The organism is Paenibacillus sp. J31P316, from assembly GCF_056269105.1.
The window spans coordinates 487618-505031 of sequence record NZ_JBWDNI010000002.1 but is presented as its reverse complement, the minus strand read 5'-3'; the positions used below and the strand labels follow the sequence as shown (position 1 = coordinate 505031).

Here is a 17414-nt window from a genome sequence, read left to right as displayed (position 1 = left end):
TGCCAAGGGATCGGAGACGATGGAAATGGATGGAATTAGCAAGAATAGGGAACGACTATAGGCAAATGACCGACAAGGATGGATGTTCTCATGAAATCTTTCCATCTTCAAACCGCTGTCCCTGGACTGGAACATTCCAGCGATCTCGTGTGCCGAGCGCTGAACCTCGATAAAGATAGCGCGCAGCTGATTTATTTGTCGTCGCTGTGCGATAAGCAATATATTCAATCGTCGATCATGCAGGCTTTCGACTCCAGCGGCGATATATCGGAATTCGACGACAAGCTGACTCTGGTCGCCGGATTCGAACGAATCAAGAGCAGCCAACAAACGGCCGAGAAGCTGCTTCATGGTTATGCGCTCGTCGTGCTTCCGGATTCGATCTGCGCGATCGAAGCCAGGAAGCCCGCCCTCGCCAAGCCGGCGGAGACTTCGTCCGAAAGCATTATTCAAGGGCCGCAGAACGCCTTCTCGGAAGAGCTCGAGCAGAACGTGCAAATCATTCGAACCCGGTATCCCTCCAAAAATTTGAACGTGGAATACACGGAAATCGGAACGGAAAGCCGCACGCAATTAGCGATTCTATATGACAAATCGAAGGTAGACCCCGAAATTCTGCTTGATCTTGACAAGCGTCTATCTCAAATCGACGCGGCGGTCGTGCAGGCTTCGAATCAAGTCCAGATGCTGCTGACGAGCCGATTCGAATTTTTCCCGACGGCGTTGGTCACGGACCGGCCCGATCGGACGGCTCTGAGCCTCAGCAAAGGTAAGGTCATCCTTCTTCTGAACGGCACGCCGTTTTCGATTAATTTGCCCGCGGTCTTTTACGATTTCATGGTCTCCATGGACGACGTGTATCAATCGCCTTGGCTGACGAGGCCGTTATTGATTCTCCGTTACATGGCCGTATTCATTACGACGACGCTGCCGGCCTTATACGTGGCGGCGGTTTCGTACAATCCGGAGTTTTTCCAGACGCAGCTCGCGATTGAAATCGCGGGGAGCCGCGCCGCCGTGCCCTATGCATCCTTCTATGAAGTGTTCTTCATGTTGTTCATGACGGAAGCGTTGACGGAGGCCAGCATTCGGCTGCCCAAGCATATCGGTTCGACGGCGACGACGGTCGGCGGTCTGATTCTGGGTCAAGCGGCACAGGAAGCCGGACTGGTCAGCAGCATTATGATCATCATTGCTTCTTCCGTCGCCGTCTCGAACTTCGTCATCCCGATCAATACGATGAGCTATTCGATGCGGCTCATCAAATTCCCGCTCGTGATCTGCGCGATGTATTTCGGATTGGTCGGCGTCGTGACAGGCATTTTCTGTTTCATTGTCTATGCGACGAGCTTGCGGAGCTTTGGTCGTCCGTATTTGAAGCTGTTTATCGGGGAAGCCAAAAAAAGCAGGTGAGAGGCAATTGTCGCGCTACTTTTTCTACTTGATGTGCGTTTCCATGCTGGTCCATACGATCTTGTTCATTCCTCGCGTGCTGATCGACGAGCGATTCGACGGCGCGATCATGTCGCTCTTCGTCGGCCCCGTGATCGGATGTTTCTTGATGGTTGTTTTTACCCAGTCCATGCAGAAATTCAAAGGCAAAGGGCTGCCGGAAATCGCGGCGATGTTCCTGCCCAAGGCAATCGCGATCCCGTTAATGCTGCTATTCGGGCTGGTGACGATGCTATCCGGCTGTCTCATATGGATCCACTGCACGTTTATCATATCCAAGTACTTGAATCCGGATATGGCCATCTACATCCTCCTCAGCTTGTTCGTGGTCGTCACCTGCTTCGGTGCCTTGCAGGCGACGAAGACGGTGCTGTTCAGCTTGGAGATCATTTTTTTCCTGAGCGTGCCGCTCCTGATCCTTTTGCTGATTCACAGTATTTTCAACAAGAACATGAATTACGACGCCGTCAAAGCGATGATCGACTATTCGTGGATGACGCCTTCCTGGAAATCGATATCGGCTTCATCGTTTACCTTCGCGGGCTATATCGGGCTTGCCATATTCAACCGCGAATTCAAGGACGGGAAGGGGATCCGGTTCTTATGGTTGTTCCCACTGCTCGGTTTGGGACTTATGCTCGCGTCCTTCTTTATTCCGATCGGTTACTTGGGGACGGACGGCATCGATGATTATATCTATACATGGGTCTCGACAATCGACGCGGTTCGCATGAAATACGTGTTTATCGAACGGGTCATTTCGATCTATCTGCTCATTCTGCTCATGATGACGTATCTCTTCACCATGATCACCTGGCATTTGGGTTCGCAGACGATCAGCAGCTGTTTTCGGAAATACAAGCCGCAAGCCGACACTTGGCGATCGAAGCTCCCCAGCCTCGCCATCTGCCTGGTCATCGGAATTTGCACCGTCATAGCCGGCAGTCGATTCGATGAAATCATGCTGTTCAAGGCAGCCTCGTTTTGGATGATCATTCATTTGCCGTTCGATGCGGCGTTCGTCTTGATCGTGTTTATTTGGAGCAAACGGAGGATAAAGCAGTGAAGCGGGCCTGGATATGGAAAGGATTGCTGATTGCGTCGCTGGCATGGCTGCCGGGATGCGGGTTCAAGGATATCGACCGGCGCTTCTTCGTCATGGCCATCGGCATCGATAAGTCCGATAACGAGAACAAACCCTATCACGTGACCTTGAAGCTGGCCATTCCGTTCACGAAAATCCAGCCCGGCAAGACCAACGCGTACCAGCTCGTCAGCGATGACGCGAGCACGATCACGGAAGCGGTCCGTCATATGAAATCCAAGGTGGATAAAGAGCTCGACTTCTCGCAGGCGAAAATTATCGTCATCGGCAAAGCGATGAGCGCGGAAATCCTCCAGAAAGGGACGCTGGATTGGTTTTTGCGCAGAAGGGACATTCAAAGTGCCGCCTATATGGCGTTAGGAGACCCTACCGCCGAAGACGTTCTGAACGTAAAAACCGACTCCGAGCGTTTTCCGGGCGACAGCTTGTTCTTAAGCTTCGACCAGGACGGCACGGAGTCTTCGTATATTGCGACCGAATATTTATTCGATTTTCACCGCAGGGTAACGGAGAAGGGGATCGATCCGTATTTGCCGGTCATCCGTCCGATGGACAGATCCTATTTGATCGATCGCGTCGCCGTGTTCGACAAGAAACAGCTGAGGGCGATATTAACTCCGGAAGAAACGAGAATCTTTAACGCGCTGACGACGAACTTCCAAAATTTCGATATCGAGACGAAATCGAATAGCCTTCAATATGCCATCACCGTTCAACAATTTAAGTACACGTACAAAATCGATCCGTCCGCCCCGGCATTGAATTTGCGCGTTCGCATCGTCGGCCAGTCCGAAGAATCGACCGAATCGTTGTACAATCAACCCTGGTCCTATTATGAACGGCTTGCCGAACAGCAATCGCAGGCGCGCTACACGCATGTCCTGCAAAAGCTGCAGTCGCTGGGCGTCGATCCCGTCGGATTCGGATTACGGTATCGAGCGACGCGCTATCAACGGGAGAAGGATTGGAAGACGTGGGAAGCGATCTATCCGAAGATAAGCTTTGATACGAAGGTGCAGATCCGGATTAAGAGCTCTGGCGGCATTAAATGATGATCGGAACCGGCGTGTGCAGCGTGGTGGCGGCAAGTCCTATAAGACCTAAGACGCGATGACACGCGATGAGGACTTTAATAGTCCCCGGACAGCAGTTTTCCTACGCGTGAAGCCGTGTCGGTATCATTGTCGGGCATGTTGATCGTCATCGTCAGATGCGGCGCATCGGATACGATAAACGACAGCTGGTCGAAGACGAGACGGCCGGCAAGCGGATGATGATTGATCTTCTTGCCTTCGGGTCCGCTCAGGACATCATGCTGCGGCCACCAGGCTTGAAATTCCGGACTGATGGCGTTTAGCTCGCCAATCATCGCCGTCCACCAGGGATCCCCCGGATCGTTGGCGTAATGGGATCGGAACGTGGCCAAGCGGTGCCTGGCATGCGATTCCCAATTATTATGCAGCATTCGGCGGACGTACGGAGAGGTGAACGTTCGCCACAGGCTGTTGCGTTCCCGCTCGGACATCGTTTCGTAATCGCCGTAAATCATCGCAGCCGCCTTGTTCCAACCGACGACATTCAGCCGGGGATCCATTACGTAAGCAGGGCTGGTACCCTGCAGATCCAAGAAGCGCTGCAGGCCGGTGCTGATAGCGAAGGATGCAGGCCGCTGTTCGGCCGGCAGCTGTTGCAAGGCCAGCAAGTAGAGATGTTTCCGTTCATCGCTATTCAGCTGCAAAGCCGCCGCGAGGCTGTCCAATACTTGCGCGGACACCTGGATGTTCCTTGCTTGTTCCAGCCACGTATACCAATCCGCGCTGACGCCGGCAAGCAGCGCGACTTCCCCGCGCCGCAGTCCCGGCGTTCGCCTCCGGCCGCCGTTTAATAGACCGGCTTGTTCCGGCTGCATGCGGGCTCGTCTTGTTCGCAGAAACTGCGCGAGCTCCTGCCTTCTTTCATGACCCGATGGTTCCACTCGTCTTCGCACCTGCCTTCCGTTCCATGCCCGACCCTAGGAGCGGCACTCCTAGGATAAGCCGTCATCTACTTCCCTTTGTCGTTTCATTATACACTTTCAACGCAAGCAGGAGAGGTGTAGGAAATACGAGATTGGGAGGATGGACATCATGCAACAAGGGATCGCGATGGAGACGCCAAGCCGTCAATCGAAGCCGCTGCTTATGCTGGGGCTAGCGCTGGGCTATTTCATGGTACTCATGGATACGACGGTAGTGAATATCGCCTTGCCCGCGATTCAAGACGATTTGGGCGGCGGGATGGAAGGCTTGGAATGGGTGGTGAACACGTATACGATCGTGTTTGCCGGGTTGTTATTGGGCATGGGAGCTTTGGCGGACAAATGGGGAGCGAAGCGCATTTATCTCGGCGGCTTGCTCATATTTCTCGCCGCGTCCGGACTGTCGGCTGCCGCACCGACGATCGGCGTGCTGATCGCCTGCCGCGCCGCGCTTGGCGTCGGCGGGGCGGTTCTCATGCCCGCGTCGTTGACGCTGCTGGCGCATGCGTTCACGGGAAGGGCCGAACGTGCCAGAGCGATGGGGATCTGGGCGGCGTCGACGGGAGCGGCGATGGCGGCCGGGCCCGTAGTCGGCGGCTTGCTCGTGGATGCTGCCGGCTGGCGCAGCATCTTCCTGCTGCAAGTCCCGCTCGCGCTCGCGGGGCTGCTTGTCACGGCACGGCATGTCGGCGAAACAAGCCGCAATCCGGGGCAGGGCTTCGACTTGGCAGGTCAAGTGACGGCGTTTGCGGCGATTGCGGCGGTGTCGTTCGTTCTCATGGAAGGAGAGACTTACGGGTGGTTTTCTCCTCTGATACTTGGGGCTGTCTGCGCGGCAGTGCTGAGCGGATATTTGTTTATCCGCGCGCAATCGAGAGGAAGAGCGCCGATGCTGCCGCTTCGAATGTTTCGGAAGCCGGCCGTCTCGGGAGGGATGGCCGCGGGAATGGCAATCAATCTAGCGCTAGCCGGACTATTGTTCATGCTGCCCTTGCATGCGCAGCAAACGCGTGAATTATCTGCTGGAGCCGCCGGGCTTTGGCTTCTGCCGATGATGCTTCCGCTTGCATTCAACCCCATTTTGACGGGACGAATCGTGGGGAGAATCGGGCCGCGAATCCCGATGACCGTCGGTTTTATCTTGACGGCCGCAGGCACGGCCTCCTTGTTGACGCTGGATAAGCAGGCGGAAGGAGCGATCGCGATCATCGGTTTGCTCCTGATCGGCTTCGGCATCTCGCTGACGATTCCTTCCCTGATGACAGCCGTCCTATCATCCGCGGCCAAGGAAGCTGCCGGCGCGGCGAGCGGCGCGTTAAACGCCAGCAGGCAGCTTGGCGCGACGATCGGCGTCGCGCTGGCGAGCATGATGTTAACCGGCCGCGCGGAATTCGCCGCGGGGATGCACGCAGCGCTTCTCGCGATGACAGGTGTATTAATCGGCGGCGGCCTGCTCTCATTCGTATTCATTAGAGAAAAGCATCGCGCCGGTTAACCCCGACGATCCTTAGACTGTTTCACCCATGGTCGTTCCCTCTGTCGCAAACTCGTATGAAAGGTGACATCAAATTGAAGTTACCATTCTTCCGCCGATGTGCTATCGTCAATCTGTGAAGCTATGTTTATCCAAGCCTATATTCGACACTTTCATAGAGAGAGGGATACGACAATGAGCAACAAGCTGCGAATCGGAATCATCGGAACCGGAGGTATTGCCAAAGCGCATATTTCCGCCTACAAAAAATTGCCGTACGTCGAGATCGTCGGCGTCGCGGACGTCATTCCGGGCAAGGCGGCGACATTCGCCGAAACGGAAGGCTTGACGGAGGCCCAATCCTTCGATAGCCACAACGAGCTGCTGAAGCTGGAGCTGGACGGCGTGAGCATCTGCACGCCGAACGTTTCTCACCATATTACGACCGTAGACGCGCTGCGTGCGGGCAAGAACGTGCTCTTGGAGAAGCCGATGTCCGTCACGCTTCAAGAAGGCATCGAGATGACGGAGGCGGCGAAAGAGAGCGGGAAGATGCTGACGCTGGGCTTCCAGCCGCGTTATGACCCGAACATGAAGCTGCTGCAAACGATCGTGCAGTCCGGACGCCTCGGCAACGTGTATTACGTCGAGACGGGAGGCGGACGCCGCCGCGGCATGCCGGGCGGTACGTTCATCAGCAAGAAGCTTGCAGGCGCCGGCGCGATGGCGGATATCGGCTGCTACTCGCTGGACATGGCACTGAACACGCTTGGCTATCCGCGGCCGCTTACGGTCTCGGCATTCACATCGAATCATTTCGGCTCCAATACGATCTACCATCCGGAAGCAAGCAAGTTCGAGGTGGAAGATTTCGGCGTAGCGATGGTGCGCTTCGAGAACGATCTCGTGCTGCAATTCAAGATTTCCTGGGCCATGCACATGGATACGCTCGGCGCGACGATGTTCCTCGGCACGGACGCAGGTCTGAAGGTAACGCCGGCTGGAATCGGACCGTGGTCTGGCGTGTGGGACGGATCGGTCGGCTCCATTACGTTGTTCCATGACGAATTCGGCGCCAACACGGCAACGCCGATTCCGACGATCGAGCATAAATTGAACCTGTTCGATCAGAAGGTCCATGATTTTGCCGAAGCGGTCCGCGATGGCCGTCCAGCTCCGATCCCCGGCGATCAAATTCTCATTCAGCAAGCGATTATCGACGGCGTGCTTCGCTCCGCGGAATCCCGCCGCGAGGTATCGGTCGAGCTGCCATACTAACGTCATGCCGGTAAGTTGGCATTGGAACGGATTTAGACAACGAAGCTGCCTCGTACAAGAGGCAGCTTCTTTACTATAATCGCGATATGATCGCGCTGCGGAGCGCATGAAGCACACATTCCAAAAGCGAACGGAGAATGGACCCATGCAGCATCAACAACCGATGCCCGGCGAACGAGCCGGCCAAGAGAGATCCGAATGGACGGCAGCAGGAGCGCCGGAGCGCGTCGCGCCTGGCGTCTGGCGTCTGCGTCTAGGGAACCCCGAGGCGCTCACGCCGATGACCTACAAGGAGAAGTCGCCGCTTGCGCAGGCCATGGAACGTCTCGGCGAGCAGCCCGAGTTACCGACCGGCCCTGCTGAGTTCCAATGGAGGCTTACGAGCCGGGGCGTTACCGTCCGGCACCCGCTGCAGACGGAGGAGCGCATCTACGGCTTGGGGCTGCAGCTCAAATCATTCGACCAGCGCGGCCTCAAAAAACAACTCCGCGTCAACAGCGATCCGGTCGCGGATACGGGCGATTCGCATGCGCCCGTTCCGTTCTATGTCTCGACCGCCGGCTACGGCATACTCGTGGACACCGCACGCTATGCGTCGTTTTATTTCGGCACGCATCTGCCTCGCGGCGCTTCCCGCTTACCGTCCGGGCCGTCTGCGGAAGCGGCGCAGCCGCGGGATACGACGGAATCGCTGTACGGTGTTCGCAAGGAAGCGGATCAGCGCGACATGGTCGCGGAGGTGCCAGTCGCGGCAGGCGTAGATATTTATGTTTTCGCCGGTCCCGCCATGCTGGATGCGATTCGGAGGTACAATCTGTTCGCGGGCGGCGGTTGCCTGCCACCGCTCTGGGGGCTGGGCGTCTGGTACCGGGCTTACACGGGTGCGGACGCCGCAGAGGTGCTGCAGGTCGCGAACGCGATTCGCGAGGACGGCATGCCGTGCGACGTGTTCGGTCTGGAGCCCGGCTGGCAAAGCCATGCCTATTCCTGCTCCTATACGTGGGACGAAGGACGTTTCCCGCAGCCGCGGAAGACGCTGGAAGCGTTCGGCGAGCTCGGCTTCCGCGTCAATTTGTGGGAGCATGCGTTCACGCACCCGACTTCGCCGATTTACGATGGGCTGTTCCCGTATTCGGGGGATACGGAGGTATGGGGAGGCGTCGTTCCGGACTTTGCCGCCGCCGAAGCCAGGCAGCTGTTCGCAGCCGATCATGCCGAGCGGCTCGTATCGCAGGGGATCGCCGGATTCAAGCTGGACGAATGCGATCATTCGGATTATATCCCTACGCCGTGGTCGTTCCCCGAGACGAGCCATTTTCCGTCCGGGCTCGACGGGGAACAGATGCACAGCCTGTTCGGACTCCTATACCAGCGGACCATCGCGGACAGCTTCAGCGCGTCCGGCGTCCGCACGTACGGGCAGACGCGGAGCTCCCATGCTTTGGCGGCTCCTTATCCGTTCGTGCTCTACAGCGATCTGTACGACCATCGGGATTTCGTCCGCGGCATGGTCAACATGGGATTCAGCGGCCTGCTATGGTCCCCCGAAGTCAGACAATGCGAATCGGCGGAGGATCTGATCAGACGTCTCCAGACCGTCGTTCTGTCGCCGCAGGCACTCGTGAACGCATGGATGATCCACAATCCGCCGTGGCGTCAATTCGATATCGCGCTGAACAACGAGGGCATTCTGCTGGATGACGGCGGTTGGCTCGCCGACAAATGCCGCGAGTGGTTCCGTTTTCGGATGCGCCTCATTCCTTACCTATACGCGGCGTTCGCGCGGTACCGCTTCGACGGCACCCCGCCGTTCCGGGCGCTCGTCACCGAGGATCCTTCGGATCTATCGCTCCATGCCGTAGATGACGCATTCATGGTCGGCGATCATTTGTTGGCCGCTCCATTGCTTGCCGGCGAAACAAGCAGGACCGTGCGACTGCCCAAGGGAGGCTGGTACTGCTATTGGACCAAGCAGCGGTACGAAGGCGGACAAGCCTACGAATTCGCGGCCGATCTGGATACGTTCCCGCTGTTCGTCAAGGAAAACACCCTGCTGCCGCTGGCGGAGCCTGTCATGTCGATTCAGCCGGATACGGTATTTGACGTTACGGTGCATGTCTTCGGCGATCGCGCAGCCCGGTTCGAGCTGTTCGAGGACGACGGAGTGAGCGGAGCGTTCGAGCAGGGAGCCTTCAACCGGGTCGTCCTTGGGTGGGATGGCTCGCAAGGAATTTCGGAACGGAAAGGGGATTACGAAGGACGGACATTCAATATCAACCGTTGGGTCGTCGAGACGGGTCCTTCCCGAGCGTAAGCGCCAGCTATAGGCGAAACCTCGGCAACCAAGTCGATCACGGCATTCGAATCGTTCGCTCCTGATGTCGTCTTTTCCTTCGTTCATGACATGGCTTGTCTACTGGACAACGATGGAATATGCTGGAATCGGGAAGGCAGGCAAATCGAAGGAGCGTGGGCATGACGATCAAAATTGGCATTGTCGGAGCAAGAGGACTCAGCACCCTTCAAGGTTTCCGGTGCATCGAAGATACCGAAGTCGTCGCCCTGTGCGACTTGGACGGCGATTACGTCGCCGAGACGGCCGTCAAGCACGGAATCCCGCGGACGTACCGGATCTACGAGGATATGCTGGACTCGGATATTGACGCGGTCATTATCGCAACCCCGATGCAGCTTCATGTCCCGCAGGCGATCTTGGCGCTTCAAGCGGGCAAGCATGTCCTGAGCGAAGTCACCGCAGGGGTGACGATGGACGAGCTATGGTGGCTGAAGGAGACAGCGGAACAAGTCGACAAGGTGTACATGATGGCCGAGAATTACTGCTATATCCCGGAGAACCAGCAAATTCTGGGCATGGTGAAAGCCGGCTTGTTCGGCGATGTCTACTTCGGAGAAGGCGAATATATTCACGATATTCGCAGCCTCGCATTTCGTCAGAACCGTCAGCAGACGAACGAAGGAGTCAAGCCGACCTGGCGAAACTACTGGCAATTGGGCAAGCGGGGCGCGTTCTACCCGACGCACAGTCTAGGCCCGGTCATGCAGTGGTTCGGCGGGGATCGGATCCGTTCGGTCTCGTGCTTCGGCTCGGGCTGGCATACCGACTCGCGATTCCGTCAGGAGGATACGTCGATCACGCTCTGCCAGATGGAGAGCGGCAAGCTGATCAAGCTGCGGATCGACTGCATCTCGAGACGGCCGCACAATATGAACTATTATACGCTGCAAGGGACGAAGGGCTGTTATGAAGCGCCGCGAGGGCTTGGCGATACGCACAAGATATGGCTCGATGGCATGGGAGACGGGGAGGAGAGCATGCAATGGCGTCCGCTCGCGGACTACGCCGGCTATTTGCCGGAGCGGTATCGGAACGTGACGGAGGAGCAGAAGCTGGCAGGACATTGGGGAGGCGACTATTTCATCGTCGAGGATTTCGTAGCGGCGATGAAAGGGGAGCGCAAGCCTGCCATCGACGTCTACGACGCATGCGAATGGACGGCCGTTGCCATCTTATCCGAGCTGTCCGTGATGAACGGCGGCCGCGCGATGGAAATGCCCGATTTTCGGAAGAGCGCTTCCCGCGGGGAGCAGATCATCAAGCTTTAGCCAGCATTACTTGAACCATCATTATGAGTACAACAAGAAGCCGCGTTCCATATCGGACGCGGCTTTTTTCTATTGAGCGAATGAAGGGTAAGGTCGGGATCGCATCAGACAGTAGGCACCGTGCCGCCGTCGATGACATATTCGCTTCCCGTAATGGAGGCCGCGCGGTCGGATACCAGGAAGGCGGCTAGCTCGGCGACTTCCTCGGGCAAGCCCGGACGTCCGATCGGAATGCCGCCTAAGGAATTCATCAATTCTTCTATGGCTGCTTCGCGGCTTCCCGCGGCAGTCGCGATTCGATCGATCAAACGATCCGCCGCTTCGGTTTGAATAAAGCCGGGCGCAATCGTGTTGATGCGAATCCCTTTCGGGGAGAATTCTTTGGATAAGCCCTTGCTATAGTTCGTTAGCGCTGCTTTGGACGCCGCGTACGCCAATGTCGTTTCATATAAGGGCAACGATCTCTGGATGGAGCTTACGTGAATGATCACGCCTTTGCCTTGCTCGACCATGAGCGGCAGCAAGCTTCTGTCCAAGCGGACGGAACCCAGCAGATTCATGTTCAAGGTTTCCATCCAATCTTCGTCCGTTAAGGCTAACGCTCCGCCCGGGGGAGTGGATGAACCGCCGACCGTATTAATAAGGATATCGATGCCGCCGAGCTTTTCTTTCACGGCTTCGACGATCCGTGCCGTGCCCTCCGGCTTCGTAATGTCGGCTTGAATGAAATGAACGCCCCGAATCGGGTCTTCCGAAGGAATCGTGCGGGCAGTCGTGAGCACCGTGGCGCCGGCTTCGGCCAGCCGCTTCACGATCGCTTGGCCCATGCCTTTCGTTCCTCCGGTTACTAATGCGCGTTTTCCTTGAAATTCAGTCTCATAAGAAGCAAGCTTCATGATGAATATCCTCCCTGTAGATAAGTTGATGTGATAATGAACCCGGTACATGTGTCAGCTTACGCCAATTCGAATAATAAATCTAATTGATCTTTATAATAAATTTCATTACTAATATTCATTAGAGATGAAGCATTCCTGCATGCAAGCTTGTTTGAAATCTATAATCGCGTGTATGATGGCACCAAGAAATATGCCTGTCAGCAATGAGGAGGGAGCCCCGATGGAACTTACGCAATTAGAATACTTCTTGGTAGTAGCCCGGCTGGAGCATCTGACGAAAGCTGCCGAAGCGTTATCCGTCACGCAGCCCGCGCTCAGCCATTCCATATCGAAGCTGGAAGCCGAGCTCGGCGTGCCTTTGTTTGAACGGAAGGGCCGGAACCTGCGGATTAACCGTTACGGTTCCATGTTCGCCAAGCGCGTCGAGAAGATTTTGCAGGAGGTGGACCGAGGGAAGAAGGAAATCGACGAATGCGCCGACCCCGAATCCGGCGTCATCCATCTGTCGTATTTAAACATATTGGGCGTGGGTTTGATTCCCCGCTTGATTCGTGATTATCAGCAAGCCAACCCCAAGATCACCTTTGAGCTGACGCAAGGGGATAAAGGCACGATTCTGGAGCGGGTCGAGAGCGGGCATTCGGATTTGATGATCACCTCGGAGAGACCCGTCAGCGATGCTTACGCTTGGGTACCGATCCTGTCGATGCCGTTGTATCTCGCGGTATCCTCCGAGCATCCGTTAGCAGGTCAAGCCAGGATTCGTCTGAAGGAAATTACGGGCGAGCCGTTTGTGGGGTTGAAGGATAACTGTACCTTGAAGGATTCGTTACTGACACGCGTCCATCATATGAATTTTACGCTCGCATCCACCTACGATGCGGAGGATCTTCCGACCGTAGCAGGGTTTGTTGCGGCTGGACTTGGCATATCCGTATTGCCGAAGACGGCTGGCTTGAACCTCGAGGGTCTGCGATGGATTGAGATCGAAGATGAAGGATGGGTGTGGGAAGTCGGCCTGCATCTCAAGAAAGATCGCTTTCTGACCCCGGCAGCCCGGAAGTTCGTCAGCTTCATTGAAGGCAAGGCCGGTTCATTCTCTGCTTGAGCGGACTGAAGGGCGTAGGCAGTCATTGCGGATGACTGCCTGCACCCTTTTCTTACATTACAGTTAGGAATGGATGTCATGAAAATAATGAATTATACGGTGACATTCAACGCGTTTACAATAAGAAAGTACTTGAATCGGAGAAGACTTGAAAGAAGGAGCGATGACGAATGCCGGCTTATGTCATATTTATTAGAGAGCAAACGAACGATCCGGCGGAGCTGCGCGTATATGCTTCCAAGGCACCTGCCGGGCTTGAAGGCCATCCGGTCAAACCGCTCGCCATGTATGGTACCCATGAAGTTATCGAGGGACCGGAGGTTGAAGGAGCCGCGGTGCTTGAATTTCCGAGCTATGAGGAAGCCAAAGCGTGGTATTACAGCCCTGCGTACCAAGAGGCCGTGCGACACCGATTGAAGGGAGCCGTTTATCGAAGCATCATTATTGAAGGTGCTTGATGGCCTTATGCCTGGCGGCCTGTTATGCGATGAATGCGGGGCAGGTTCGCCGGGTTTCAGCCGTCCGCACCTGCAATTGAGTTAATTATAATAGAAGAAGGAGAACGTCATGTCCGGATGCTAAATTTTAGCGTTGACAGTCTACCTACTAAAAGGTAGAATAACCTCATGAACAACAGCACAACACGCACGACGCAGCGATCGATGGAATCCTGCTTGGACATGAAACAGGAGGTGCCCGAGTTGAATTAGCCGAGGTATCGCAGCACTACAGGGCCGTTGATTGCGTGCGAATAAATTGTGTAACGCGATAGAATGCTATAAAGAAACGAACATGAATTCCAAACCAATACACCTACCTTTCAATAGGTAGAAAAAAGGAGAATGAACAATGAATCAATCCAACGTTCAAGGAAAAGTAGCCGTAATTACAGGTGGAAGCAGCGGGATGGGCAAAGCTACGGCGATCGAAATGGTGAAACGCGGAGCATCCGTCGTCATTAACGGACGCCGCGAAGAAGAGCTTGCCGCGACAGCGAAGGAAATCGATCCGACAGGCACGCATGTTGCTTACGTCGCCGGCGATATTTCGGATCCCCAGACCGCCGATCGATTGATCGCAGAAGCGCTATCGCGCTTTGGCCGCATTGATACGCTCGTTAACAACGCCGGCATCTTCATATCGAAACCGTTCACGGAATACACGAAAGATGATTTCAATGCGGCATTGTCGACGAACGTAGGCGGATTTTTCCACCTCACGCAACGTGCGGTTACCGAAATGCTTAAAGCAGGTAAAGGGCATATTATCAACATCACGGCAAGCGGGACCTCGGACCAGCCGATCAAAGCCGTTCCGGCCGTGCTTGCCGCATTGACCAAAGGCGGATTGAGCAACGCGACGAAATCGCTGGCGATCGAGTATGCGGACAAAGGCATTCGCGTGAATGCAGTCGCGCCAGGGGTCATCAAGACGCCGATGCATCCGGCCGAGCATCATGACTTCTTGAACGGCCTGCATCCTGTCGGCCGAATGGGCGAATCCCAAGAGATTGTCGATGCTATCCTGTATCTAGAATCCGCACAATTCGTTACCGGCGAGATCCTTCATGTCGATGGCGGTCAAAACGCCGGTCAATGGTAAGCCGAAATAATAACGATTTATGCTTATTGATTAACGATTGCGAGAATGAAGTTTATATTAACCCCAAAAATACAAACACGAATGGAGCAAATAAAAATGAAAACATTAGTCATCGTAACGCATCCGAACATCGAAGCATCCAACTGGAATAAAACATGGGTGGCGGAATTGCAAAAGCAAGACGATATTACGATTCACGAATTGTACAAGGAGTACCCTAACGAAAATATCGACGTGGCGCGAGAGCAGAAGCTCCTTGAGGCGCATGACCGAATTATTTTCCAATATCCGCTTTATTGGTACAGCACGCCGCCGCTGCTCAAGAAGTGGTTCGATACCGTATTGCTGTACGGCTGGGCCTATGGTCCGGAAGGCACTAAAATGACGGGCAAAGAATTCGGCGTTGCCATCTCGACTTACGGTACGGAAGAGTCGTATCAACCTAGCGGATTCAATCGGTTCACGCTGGAAGAAATCTTGCGTCCGATCGAAGCGACTGCCCATTTTATCAGTGCCGCGTACCTGCCTCACTTCTCGCTGAGCGACACGTCCAACGTGACGGACGAACGTTTGGCAAAGAGCGCCAAAGACTACGTGCGCCATCTTCAAACGGTAAAAGCGGTCGCGGTGACTGTATAAGGGACTTCATTGCAAATTGAAATCTCCACAGCAATGGATGCAAGCCTTTGGAAATGATGACCGCAGAAATTGCCGAACCCGCTTGAGCAACCAAGGTTGACAAGCTATCTACTCAAAGGTAGGATGGCATTATGAACAAAAACAAGAACACGGCTGAGCTCATATTGGATACTGCGCAGGCTATCGTGCAGGATGTCGGCTTTAACGGATTCAGTTATTCGCACATTGCAGAGAAGATCGGGATACGCACGGCCAGCATTCACTACCATTTTCCGAATAAGGAGGATCTGGGCGAAGCTCTTATTGCGCGCTATCGCAGGAATTTCATTGCCGCATCCATTCAATTCGATAACGAAACGTCGAATAACCTGGAACGATTGCGTAAATTCACGCTCATGTACGGCGCACCGGTTCAAGATTATTGCACGTGCCTGGGCGTCATGCTTTCCACGGACTTGGGCGCGTTGTCGGGTAAAGCCGGAGAAGGGTTAGCCGAGTTTCTCACCGCTAATTTGGATTGGCTGCAGCGGGTACTGGAAGAGGGACGACGCGAAGGTCAGTTGAACTTCGCTGGCGATGCCGGCGTGCAGGCCCATCAATTTCTTGCATCTCTTCAAGGTGCGCAGCTGCTTGCCAAAAGCTTTCGCGATATAAGCAGGTTTGATCGGATTGCCAATGGATTATTATCCGCTTTGACTTCATAAAAGGCGGATTTTTTCCAACCTAGAATCTATCTATTGATAGGTAGATAATTGGTGAAGCCAAGCTTAGAATCGTTCATGGATGTGAATCCTAGATCTAAGCTTGGCTCATCTGCACGGTTGCGACTTCGAACGAAAACGAAAGAAATACGAGGAGGATGACAGTTATGTTGTACGAGCTGCGGATTTACCATATTGTGCCGGGTCGCTTGCAGGCGATGCTGGATCGATTCCGGGATGATACGATTCGGATTTTCGCGAAGCATGACATGAAAGTAACGAATTTTTGGGTCGATGCGGACGAAACGAAGAATGAACTGTATTACATCCTTGAGCATGCGGACGCAGCGGCCCGCGAACGCAACTTCAAGGCCTTTCAGGAGGATCAAGAATGGCTTGACCTTAAGAAGAGAACCGAGCAAAACGGCCCGTTATACGAGAGCATCGATATCATCTATATGAAAAACGCGCCTTTTTTCCAGCCGGAGTAAGACTGCCCCGGTAAAGGCAGGAGAAGAAGGGGGAACGATGATAGCAGCTTATACAATCACTCCTCAAGAGCCGATTCCGTCGGGTTACGGTCCGTACACCACTGCATGGGAAGTCGTCGAAGGACGAGATCTAAGCGGCAAGATCGCCATTGTGACAGGCGGATATGCCGGTCTGGGCTTAGAGACGACCCGCGCTCTAGCCGAAGCAGGGGTGACGGTCATTGTGCCGGCGCGCACGCCGGATAAAGCCCGCGGCTCGCTGGCGGGTATACCGCGGACGGAGCTGGAGGAACTGGATCTCTTCGATCCGGCTTCCATCGACGCCTTCGCGCTGCGCTTTCTGAATACGGGGCGGAAGCTGGACATGCTGATCAACAATGCAGGCATCATGGCTCCGCCTTTGGTGCGCGATGAACGGGGCTACGAATCCCAATTCACGACCAATCATTTGGGGCATTTCCAATTGACGGCTCGGCTTTGGTCGGCATTGAAGCAAGCCGGAAGCGCGCGCGTCGTCTCCGTTTCTTCGACGGGAATCCGCTTCGGAGGCGTTGATTTCGATGACCCCAACTTCGAACGCAAGGCGTATGACAAGTGGAAAGCCTACGGCCAGTCCAAGACGGCCAATGCGCTGTTTGCCGTCGAACTGGATCGTCTGGGCTTCGCGTATGGCGTTAGAGCATTTTCCGTTCATCCTGGCAGAATCATGACCGATTTGACGAGATTTTTGTCCGAAGAGGAAAGCGCGGCAGGCGGCGTCTATAAGACGGCTGAGCAGGGAGCTGCGACGAGCGTGTGGTGCGCGACAAGTCCTCAACTCGCGGGGAAAGGCGGCGTGTATTGTTTGGATGCGGATATCGCGCCGCTCGTTACCGGATTCGACCTGCAAGGCGTGGGGCAAACGTTGACCGGCGTACTGCCATGGGCCATTGACCCCGGATTTGCGGCGCGGCTTTGGAAGCTTAGCGAAGAGCTGACAGGCGTGAAATTCGAAGCCTGATCCTCTTCTTGTTGATCAGTGATT

General features: G+C 55.0%; 16 protein-coding genes. 14 read left to right on the top strand and 2 right to left on the bottom strand.

Annotated features, from left to right (window positions below):
- The first annotated feature begins 90 nt into the window (after positions 1 to 90).
- The 3 genes from AC0YNU_RS07645 to AC0YNU_RS07635 are packed head-to-tail and all read left to right on the top strand — an operon-like array spanning position 91 to position 3609.
- Positions 91 to 1413: a spore germination protein gene (locus tag AC0YNU_RS07645; protein WP_475754891.1), complete on the top strand. Its 1323-nt coding sequence runs from the start codon at positions 91 to 93 to the stop codon at positions 1411 to 1413.
- A 7-nt stretch (positions 1414 to 1420) separates the two neighbouring features.
- Positions 1421 to 2518 carry a GerAB/ArcD/ProY family transporter gene (locus tag AC0YNU_RS07640; protein ID WP_475754889.1) on the top strand — a complete coding sequence of 366 codons (1098 nt, stop codon included), beginning with the start codon at positions 1421 to 1423 and terminating at the stop codon, positions 2516 to 2518.
- Positions 2515 to 3609 (top strand): Ger(x)C family spore germination protein, encoded by a 1095-nt coding sequence (locus AC0YNU_RS07635; RefSeq protein WP_475754887.1) that lies wholly within the window; start codon positions 2515 to 2517, stop codon positions 3607 to 3609. The genes AC0YNU_RS07640 and AC0YNU_RS07635 overlap by 4 nt, the downstream gene beginning before the upstream one ends.
- A 77-nt stretch (positions 3610 to 3686) precedes the next feature.
- Here the strand turns inward: AC0YNU_RS07635 and AC0YNU_RS07630 are convergent, their stop codons facing one another.
- Positions 3687 to 4532, bottom strand: coding sequence for a helix-turn-helix transcriptional regulator (locus AC0YNU_RS07630; RefSeq protein WP_475754885.1), 846 nt, complete (start codon positions 4530 to 4532; stop codon positions 3687 to 3689).
- A gap of 151 nt (positions 4533 to 4683) precedes the next feature.
- On the opposite strand from AC0YNU_RS07630, the gene AC0YNU_RS07625 reads away from it, so the two are divergent.
- The 4 genes from AC0YNU_RS07625 (at position 4684) to AC0YNU_RS07610 (ending at position 10950) form a co-directional block, all read left to right on the top strand.
- Positions 4684 to 6069, top strand: coding sequence for an MFS transporter (locus tag AC0YNU_RS07625; RefSeq protein WP_475754883.1), 1386 nt, complete (start codon positions 4684 to 4686; stop codon positions 6067 to 6069).
- A 174-nt stretch (positions 6070 to 6243) separates the two neighbouring features.
- On the top strand, positions 6244 to 7326 hold the full coding sequence (locus AC0YNU_RS07620; protein ID WP_475754881.1) for a Gfo/Idh/MocA family protein: 1083 nt from the start codon (positions 6244 to 6246) through the stop codon (positions 7324 to 7326).
- Positions 7327 to 7471: 145 nt separating this feature from the next.
- Positions 7472 to 9640, top strand: a complete 2169-nt coding sequence (locus tag AC0YNU_RS07615) for a glycoside hydrolase family 31 protein (protein WP_475754879.1) — start codon at positions 7472 to 7474, stop codon at positions 9638 to 9640.
- A 161-nt stretch (positions 9641 to 9801) separates the two neighbouring features.
- Positions 9802 to 10950, top strand: coding sequence for a Gfo/Idh/MocA family protein (locus AC0YNU_RS07610; RefSeq protein ID WP_475754877.1), 1149 nt, complete (start codon positions 9802 to 9804; stop codon positions 10948 to 10950).
- Between the two features lie 104 nt (positions 10951 to 11054).
- Here the strand turns inward: AC0YNU_RS07610 and AC0YNU_RS07605 are convergent, their stop codons facing one another.
- Entirely contained in the window at positions 11055 to 11846 is a 792-nt protein-coding gene (locus tag AC0YNU_RS07605; RefSeq protein WP_475754875.1) for an SDR family oxidoreductase, read from the bottom strand.
- A 223-nt stretch (positions 11847 to 12069) separates the two neighbouring features.
- On the opposite strand from AC0YNU_RS07605, the gene AC0YNU_RS07600 reads away from it, so the two are divergent.
- From AC0YNU_RS07600 to AC0YNU_RS07570, 7 genes are all read left to right on the top strand, one after another.
- The gene (locus AC0YNU_RS07600; protein ID WP_475754873.1) at positions 12070 to 12957 is read left to right on the top strand and encodes a LysR family transcriptional regulator; all 888 of its coding nucleotides are present in this window, start codon (positions 12070 to 12072) and stop codon (positions 12955 to 12957) included.
- A gap of 170 nt (positions 12958 to 13127) precedes the next feature.
- A complete protein-coding gene (locus AC0YNU_RS07595; RefSeq protein ID WP_475754871.1) occupies positions 13128 to 13415 on the top strand; it encodes a DUF1330 domain-containing protein in 288 nt (95 codons plus the stop codon).
- Between the two features lie 391 nt (positions 13416 to 13806).
- Complete coding sequence (locus AC0YNU_RS07590) at positions 13807 to 14559, top strand: SDR family NAD(P)-dependent oxidoreductase (RefSeq protein WP_475754869.1); 753 nt, start codon at positions 13807 to 13809, stop codon at positions 14557 to 14559.
- A 96-nt stretch (positions 14560 to 14655) separates the two neighbouring features.
- Positions 14656 to 15198 carry an NAD(P)H-dependent oxidoreductase gene (locus tag AC0YNU_RS07585; RefSeq protein ID WP_475754867.1) on the top strand — a complete coding sequence of 181 codons (543 nt, stop codon included), beginning with the start codon at positions 14656 to 14658 and terminating at the stop codon, positions 15196 to 15198.
- A gap of 131 nt (positions 15199 to 15329) precedes the next feature.
- Positions 15330 to 15902, top strand: coding sequence for a TetR/AcrR family transcriptional regulator (locus AC0YNU_RS07580; protein WP_475754865.1), 573 nt, complete (start codon positions 15330 to 15332; stop codon positions 15900 to 15902).
- A gap of 164 nt (positions 15903 to 16066) precedes the next feature.
- Positions 16067 to 16390: an NIPSNAP family protein gene (locus AC0YNU_RS07575; RefSeq protein WP_475754863.1), complete on the top strand. Its 324-nt coding sequence runs from the start codon at positions 16067 to 16069 to the stop codon at positions 16388 to 16390.
- A 37-nt stretch (positions 16391 to 16427) separates the two neighbouring features.
- Positions 16428 to 17390 (top strand): SDR family NAD(P)-dependent oxidoreductase, encoded by a 963-nt coding sequence (locus tag AC0YNU_RS07570; protein WP_475754861.1) that lies wholly within the window; start codon positions 16428 to 16430, stop codon positions 17388 to 17390.
- Positions 17391 to 17414: the final 24 nt, after the last annotated feature.

Excerpts from the sequence above, each read along its gene's own strand:
- AC0YNU_RS07615 (WP_475754879.1), top strand. The coding sequence starts at position 7,472 with ATGCAGCATCAACAACCGATGCCCGGCGAACGAGCCGGCCAAGAGAGA.
- AC0YNU_RS07600 (WP_475754873.1), top strand. The coding sequence starts at position 12,070 with ATGGAACTTACGCAATTAGAATACTTCTTGGTAGTAGCCCGGCTGGAG.
- AC0YNU_RS07585 (WP_475754867.1), top strand. The coding sequence starts at position 14,656 with ATGAAAACATTAGTCATCGTAACGCATCCGAACATCGAAGCATCCAAC.
- AC0YNU_RS07595 (WP_475754871.1), top strand. The coding sequence starts at position 13,128 with ATGCCGGCTTATGTCATATTTATTAGAGAGCAAACGAACGATCCGGCG.
- AC0YNU_RS07625 (WP_475754883.1), top strand. The coding sequence starts at position 4,684 with ATGCAACAAGGGATCGCGATGGAGACGCCAAGCCGTCAATCGAAGCCG.
- AC0YNU_RS07570 (WP_475754861.1), top strand. The coding sequence starts at position 16,428 with ATGATAGCAGCTTATACAATCACTCCTCAAGAGCCGATTCCGTCGGGT.
- AC0YNU_RS07610 (WP_475754877.1), top strand. The coding sequence starts at position 9,802 with ATGACGATCAAAATTGGCATTGTCGGAGCAAGAGGACTCAGCACCCTT.
- AC0YNU_RS07620 (WP_475754881.1), top strand. The coding sequence starts at position 6,244 with ATGAGCAACAAGCTGCGAATCGGAATCATCGGAACCGGAGGTATTGCC.
- AC0YNU_RS07580 (WP_475754865.1), top strand. The coding sequence starts at position 15,330 with ATGAACAAAAACAAGAACACGGCTGAGCTCATATTGGATACTGCGCAG.
- AC0YNU_RS07590 (WP_475754869.1), top strand. The coding sequence starts at position 13,807 with ATGAATCAATCCAACGTTCAAGGAAAAGTAGCCGTAATTACAGGTGGA.
- AC0YNU_RS07605 (WP_475754875.1), bottom strand. The coding sequence starts at position 11,846 with ATGAAGCTTGCTTCTTATGAGACTGAATTTCAAGGAAAACGCGCATTA.
- AC0YNU_RS07645 (WP_475754891.1), top strand. The coding sequence starts at position 91 with ATGAAATCTTTCCATCTTCAAACCGCTGTCCCTGGACTGGAACATTCC.
- AC0YNU_RS07575 (WP_475754863.1), top strand. The coding sequence starts at position 16,067 with ATGTTGTACGAGCTGCGGATTTACCATATTGTGCCGGGTCGCTTGCAG.